This window comes from Mycobacterium sp. (assembly GCF_049281135.1).
Taxonomy (GTDB): Bacteria; Actinomycetota; Actinomycetes; order Mycobacteriales; family Mycobacteriaceae; genus Mycobacterium.
In genome coordinates this window covers 1-6,036 of the sequence record NZ_JBAPRN010000126.1, presented here as the reverse complement: position 1 = coordinate 6,036, position 6,036 = coordinate 1, and the positions used below count along the sequence as shown (strand labels likewise).

The window sequence follows — 6,036 nt, the reverse complement described above, 5'->3', positions numbered from 1 at the left end:
GAGCGTGTAAATGATCAGCAGATCCAGGAGGGCCGGGGCGGCCGGACCAAGAGTCGGGCCGTCGTGCTGGACCTCGGCGCCGAGAAGATCCACCACGGAGCGCAACGGGTCGCCGACAGTTGCCCGTGCCGGCAGATGAATGAACCTGGGTAGTTGGGCGATCAACGGATGCGGCCGCGCCCGCTCGAGTGCGTACGTTCCGCCCAGCAGCACGGCGCCAGGACGCTGACCAGGTAGGGGAGTCGGGATTGGCCACTGCGGTTTGGGTGCGGTTGGGTCCACGTCATGTAGTGGGGTGTCGGGATTGTTGGCGACGGCGTAGCCGTCGGCCGTGCGGATAAAGACCACGTCGCCGACACCGAGCCGCACCGGCGGCGAGACGGTGGGCGGCACAATCCATGCCGCCCCCTCCAGGAGAACGTGCAGCCCCGCGCCCTGATCGCCGCGGAATCTCAAACCCCACGAACCGTATAAGTCGATTCGCCGGGCGATCGGCCGCCCGGTCCGGACGGCTGTCACGACTTCTCCCACGACGTCCACGCCAGTGACCTGCTCCCCAACCGCAATCTGCCCGAGGGTACGCGCCGCGTCCCTAAGTGGGACGATCAGACATTAATCTAAGCGCGGCGATTATTCTGAGTACCGTGGCGCGCTCGTATGGTAGCAATAGATATCGCCGGGAGCCGGCCCGCCGATACAAGTCGGTCCGCGCATGCGTCGGCACAGGCGGTCCGGGTCCGGTCGTCGCGGACGGAGAAAATCATCGACGCATGGCATCGGTCTGCGGAGACGCCGTCTTCCTTGAGTCCACACACGTTCGAATCTCGTTGCGATGGCTGAGATTTGGGGTGGAACCATGGACCAGCCGCTGGCCTCGGGCTTACCCTCCACGACCCTGACGGCAATATCGAAACCCGCTGCCGGTGTCGTGGCGGCCCTTACCGAGCGAGCCGATGAGTTGGTGGACGACCTTGTGAAGGTCACGATGGAGGCCCCCAAGCAGTCCGAATCGGTCTGGGTGCCGCCACCGATCAGCGCGCACAGGGCGTGCGTGGCCACTGTGCGGTCAAGCATTGCCGCGACGGCGGCCCCCGCCATGTTTGACCCGGAGCCCGCGATCCAGCTCGGAGCCGAGCAGGCTCGGCAACGGATGGCGGTGTCAACAGTGATCGAGGGCGATCGCATCGGGTTCCGTCGGCTGTGGCAGGTGTTGGCCGCCGAGGCGACCCGCCATCCCGACGTCGACGCCCACACCGTGAATCAGATGACGGCGAATCTGCATGCGGCCGAGGATCTGCACGCTACGGCGAAGTTCACCGGTTACCGCGACCAGCAGCGCAGGCAGATCCTCAAGGAGATGTCTGAGCACTCGGTGATGATCGACTCGCTGCTGCACGGCCAAGCCCACGACGCCTGGACCCTGTGGGAGATTGCGAACTATCTCCGATTGCCCGCTGAGGGCCCGTTCGTGGTCATTGGGGCCGAAGTCCGCGACGTGGGCAATCAGGCCCTGCCCGAAATTGAGTCGAAGTTGCGCAGTCTGGACGTGGCCTCGGCCTGGCGGCTGCTGCCCGATCTCCAGGTGGGCATCGCCCACATCGCCTCTGAGCACCAACTCGACAGGGTCATCACGTTGTTGATTCGGATGGCCGTGCACCGGGTCGGTGTCAGCGCGCGATTCGACGACCTGCGCGACACTCCGCTCGGGCTGCATTTCGCGAAGGTGTCGCTGCGCGGGCCGGCCGAGTCCGCCGCAAAGGTGGAGGTGTTCGACGGCTCGATGCTGGCCACCGCCGCCGTCAGCGCCCCTGGTGTCATGGTGAAATCGGCTGCTGCGGCTTTGGACGGTTTTGCTGGCCTGCCCGGCCAGGAGCGCGAGATACTCTTCGAAACGTTTCGGGTGTGGCTGGATAGCGACACATCGGTAAGCGCCTGCGCCGACGTCTTATTCGTTCACCCCAACACGGTGCGCAAACGGCTGCGCCGTATCGAACAACTTACCGGCCGATCCCTGTCGCGCCCGCGAGATGTCATCGAACTCGGCTTGGCATTCGAAGTGCATAGCCGACTCATGTAGCGAGGCCGTCACTACGTGGCCGCTTGCCGGGTTCGAGGTATCGGCGTATTCCTCTGCGGCCGTACGGAACCCGTCGCGGTCAGCCAACGGGTCGACGAGCATCATCACCGCTTCTCGATCTGGCGGATTGGCGAAATGCCCCCGATTTCCCCCGTGCCGCCCATGCGTGACATGTGTTCGTCACCCGGCGCCGTATCGGAGTGTCGTTTATGCGCGATGTCAGCGGTCACACCCGATAGGAGCGCATGGTGTCGGCCAGGACATCGCCAGCAACCGATGCGATTGCGACGATCGCAGCGTTGGTGAAAGTTTCGACAGGAGAGCCAGGGCGTAGCGATGATATCTGCCGACTCCCGACGCGGGGACCACTCCGATCTATCGCTGGCGCAGGTCGCCGACCGGCTGGCAATCCGCGAGTTGGTCGACGCCTATGCGTACTGCGCCGACCGACGGGACGCCACCGGTCAGATGGCCCTGTTCACCGAGGACACGGACTTTCAGGTGTTCATGGACGAGCACTCTCCATCGCCGACCCAACACCTTGAGGGGCGCGCGGCGTTGGCTCCAGTGTTCGACGAACTCAACACCTACATCGCCACCATGCATTTCAACGGTCAAAGCACCACGGTGCTTGACGGTGATCACGCTTCGGGAGTGACGTACTGCCTGGCCCATCACGTCAAGGTCGACGGGTCCGCGCGCAGCCTGATGATCGCCGCGATCCGCTATCTGGACTCGTTCGTCAAACAGAACGGCGCGTGGTTTTTCAGCCAGCGCAAACTCATGGTCGTTTGGACCGAAACCCGTTCCTTGGTCGCCGGGTAAGTCCGGCCTGCAGTTGAAGGAGTTCGCCATGCCAACAACCACTTACGGGCCGACCACCACGGCCGGCGAGATCGTCGCCAACGTGGATCTGCGCGGACGCCGTGCAGTGGTGACGGGCGCCAGTTCGGGCATCGGCGTCGAGACCGCCCGCGCGCTCGCATCAACGGGCGCCGAGGTGACCTTAGCGGTGCGCAACGTCGAGGCCGGCCGCAAAGTCGCCGACGGGATCGCCGAAACGCTGCCGCCCGACGTGGCACCGGTGCAGGTCGGCCACCTTGATTTGGCCGATCCAGCCTCGGTGGCCGGCTTTGTTCGCGCTTGGAGTGGGCCGCTGCACATTCTGGTCAACAACGCAGGCGTGATGGCCCTGCCCAAGCTCACCCACACCGCGGCCGGTTATGAAATGCAGTTCGCCACCAACCATCTCGGTCATTTCGCACTGACCGCCGGCTTGCACCAGTGGTTGGCCGCCGCGGACGGCGCCCGCGTGGTCGCGGTGTCCTCGATTGGGCATCTGTTCGGACCGGTGGTGTTCGACGACCTGCACTACCGGTTCCGCCCCTATGACCGGTGGACGTCCTACGGCCAGTCCAAGTCAGCCATTGTGTTATTCGCCGTCGGCGCCGCACAACGTTGGGCCGACGACGGCATTGTGGTCAACGCGCTGATGCCGGGCAACATCGCCAGCACCGCGCTCGCGCGCCACATGGGGCCCGACGACCTCGCCAACTTCGGGAAAGAGACAGACCTGACGCTGCCCCCGGTGAAGACGATCGAGCAAGGTGCCGCCACCTCGGTGCTCATGGCGGCCAGTCCCGAACTCGAAGGTGTCACGGGCCGCTATTTCGAGGACTGCGCGCAGGCGCCCGTGATCGATGAGCGCGCGGGACACACCGGGGGCGTCGCGCCGTACGCACTCGACCACGCCAACGCCGATCGGCTCTGGCAGATCTCCGAGAAGTTAACCAACTAATTCGCAGTGATTGCGGGGGCCAGGGCTGCGATTCGTCATCGGGCGGGTGACCAGTCCCACACGGATGCGTCATCGGGTGGGTAGTTGGCGCACTGGTCGGTTTCTTCGGCGGTAACGCCTTTGTTGTTGAAGAAGATCTTCGCCCAGTTGGGCCACGCCGCCGTCACGGGGTCGGCAAAGTTGGTGACCATTTGTTCGGCATAGGTTCTGCGATCGGCAGAGTTCAGCGAATAGAAGTAGTGCGCACTGTCGATGGCTGCCTGTTGAACCTGGGGCGGCTTGTTGTGCTTGTCGATCATGTAGCGCTCGTAATAGATCGGCGTGAAATCACGTGCGGCGGCCAGGATCTGCTCGGCGGTACAGGTGGTGACGATCATCCGGCGGGGGATCGGATAGTCGTCGGTCGAGTCGGCCATCGCGGTGGCGGGCAACGCCGTCGTCGCGACAGTGGCAAGCGCGGCGATCCCGGCTCGCAGAACCGAACGTGCTCGCGGTCGCATCGGTCGGCGCATGGGCATCTCCTCTCAGGTCGATACGAGGATCGACGTTGCGGACTGGGCTGCAACATCATTGGTGACGTGCGGCCGCCGAGGGCAGGATCGGTACCTGGTCAGGGCAGTACGTGCTGATTGCGGCGGCCAGGAATTGGTAACTTTGTGCGGTGGTGGTGCCGCGGGGCAGGTTGACGAATGCGAAGCGGGCCGAGGTGTTCGCAGTGGTATCTAGGCCGTTGTGTAGTCGTTCACAGGTGATCTTGCCCAGCCAGGCGTTGTAGTCAAGGGGCCGTAGATGCGTTGGCCGTGAAGCTGATTGGCGAAATCGGTATCCGGGTCGGCATGCGCCGGGCCGGCCAGGGTGACTATGGCCGCCCCGACCATTGCCAGCACCGAGAGCTTCGCTGATCTCATTGCGGTCCTTGGTGACTCGTCGCACCCATGAGGAGCGGCTGCGTAGTGGCTACGTCGTTGGCCGGCTGCTGAATCCGGGGCCGGTTATGGTCGCCGCGGGGGTAGACGACTTGCGGCCACCAGAACCAGCGTCCCAGCAGCGTGGCGATCGAGGGCATCAGTAACGTGCGCACGATCAGGGTGTCCAGCAGCAGTCCGATGGCGATGGTGGAACCCATCTGAGCGATGACCCGCAGACTGCTGCCGAGCAGCGCCCACCGGCCGCCCTTGGCGCATTCCGGCGTGGCGGATGTGATGGATAGGTGCGGCAGCTTTGCCCAAGCCCGCACACGTGGGGCTCGAGGGTCGTCGTAATAGACGGAAACCCGGTCCCCGCTGGCGGCGAGAACGTCGCCCGCGGACTACTTGCCCGCCACCAGCACACAGGATACTGTATACCGAATAAGGTGACGTGGCACACGGAACGGACGGCTGGCCCACCCGGCTTCGGGCTCGTCTGAACACGACAGGCGCCGCGCCGCCCAACATGGAGGTGACCATCAGTGACGATGCTGACAGCTAGCACGATCGAGATTCCCGACTTCACCGACCCGGCCACTTACGCCGCCGGCGTGCCGCACGCTGCTTTCGACGAGTTACGCTCGCGACCTGGTCTGTACTGGCAGAAGGCGGACGAGGGCACCTTTAACGGCGGATTCTGGGTGGTCACACGGTTCAACGAGATCATCGAGATCGAGCAACAGCCCGCGGTGTTCAGTTCGGTTCCCGGGGCATTTTTCCCGCTGGCCAACATGAGCGGCGACAGCCCGATGCGCAAGCACATCTTGTTCATGGATCCTCCTGAGCACAGCCGTGTGCGGCGGGTGGCGATGAAATCGTTCGGCCCGCGGGTGGTCGCTCACTTTGACGGGTGGATCCGCGAGATCGTCAACGAGACGCTCGACGACGTGTTGCAGCGCGACAGCTTTGACTGGATTGCCGACGTGGCTCGGCTAATTCCCTCGCGGGTGATCGCAGCGGTGATGGGGGTGCCTCGCGAACTACGCGGTCAGGTGGTGGATTGGTCGGACGCCATCTTCACCAGCACGGTCACCCAGGACGACGATGGCGCCGCCATGTCCCGAGCATTCGACGAAGTCAACGTCTACATGGCCCAACTGGGTGAGCAAAAGCTGCGGGATCCCCAGGATGACACGGTGACTGTGTTGGCTCAGTGCCTGGACCGCGGCGAGATCGACGAGGCGGAGTACGCC

General features: G+C 64.3%; 5 protein-coding genes and 3 pseudogenes. 4 read left to right on the top strand and 4 right to left on the bottom strand.

Translation table 11 applies throughout. The features are described from left to right. Positions 1-531: cupin domain-containing protein (locus WAN02_RS05180; RefSeq protein ID WP_422263106.1), on the bottom strand; the 531-nt coding region annotated here is incomplete at its 3' end. A gap of 301 nt (positions 532-832) precedes the next feature. Between WAN02_RS05180 and WAN02_RS05175 the strand changes: the two genes are divergently transcribed. The 3 genes from WAN02_RS05175 to WAN02_RS05165 all read left to right on the top strand — a co-directional run bounded on the left by WAN02_RS05175 (position 833) and on the right by WAN02_RS05165 (position 3,875). Further along, on the top strand, positions 833-2,077 hold the full coding sequence (locus WAN02_RS05175) for a PucR family transcriptional regulator (RefSeq protein WP_422263105.1): 1,245 nt from the start codon (positions 833-835) through the stop codon (positions 2,075-2,077). Between the two features lie 336 nt (positions 2,078-2,413). After that, positions 2,414-2,902 carry a nuclear transport factor 2 family protein gene (locus WAN02_RS05170; protein WP_422263104.1) on the top strand — a complete coding sequence of 163 codons (489 nt, stop codon included), beginning with the start codon at positions 2,414-2,416 and terminating at the stop codon, positions 2,900-2,902. Positions 2,903-2,930: 28 nt separating this feature from the next. Then, positions 2,931-3,875: an SDR family NAD(P)-dependent oxidoreductase gene (locus tag WAN02_RS05165; protein ID WP_422263103.1), complete on the top strand. Its 945-nt coding sequence runs from the start codon at positions 2,931-2,933 to the stop codon at positions 3,873-3,875. A 35-nt stretch (positions 3,876-3,910) separates the two neighbouring features. On the opposite strand, the gene WAN02_RS05160 is transcribed toward WAN02_RS05165, so the two are convergent. The 3 genes and pseudogenes from WAN02_RS05160 to WAN02_RS05150 form a co-directional block, all read right to left on the bottom strand. Beyond that, positions 3,911-4,387, bottom strand: coding sequence for a DUF5078 domain-containing protein (locus tag WAN02_RS05160; RefSeq protein ID WP_422263102.1), 477 nt, complete (start codon positions 4,385-4,387; stop codon positions 3,911-3,913). A gap of 55 nt (positions 4,388-4,442) precedes the next feature. After that, positions 4,443-4,783 (bottom strand): annotated as a pseudogene (locus WAN02_RS05155) (DUF732 domain-containing protein). After that, positions 4,780-5,037, bottom strand: a pseudogene (locus WAN02_RS05150) (MMPL family transporter); the annotation flags it as partial. The pseudogenes WAN02_RS05155 and WAN02_RS05150, both read right to left, overlap by 4 nt. A gap of 288 nt (positions 5,038-5,325) precedes the next feature. On the opposite strand from WAN02_RS05150, the pseudogene WAN02_RS05145 reads away from it, so the two are divergent. Then, positions 5,326-6,036 (top strand): annotated as a pseudogene (locus WAN02_RS05145) (cytochrome P450); the annotation flags it as partial.

Excerpts from the sequence above, each read along its gene's own strand:
- WAN02_RS05165 (WP_422263103.1), top strand. The coding sequence starts at position 2,931 with ATGCCAACAACCACTTACGGGCCGACCACCACGGCCGGCGAGATCGTC.
- WAN02_RS05170 (WP_422263104.1), top strand. The coding sequence starts at position 2,414 with ATGATATCTGCCGACTCCCGACGCGGGGACCACTCCGATCTATCGCTG.
- WAN02_RS05160 (WP_422263102.1), bottom strand. The coding sequence starts at position 4,387 with ATGCGCCGACCGATGCGACCGCGAGCACGTTCGGTTCTGCGAGCCGGG.
- WAN02_RS05175 (WP_422263105.1), top strand. The coding sequence starts at position 833 with ATGGCTGAGATTTGGGGTGGAACCATGGACCAGCCGCTGGCCTCGGGC.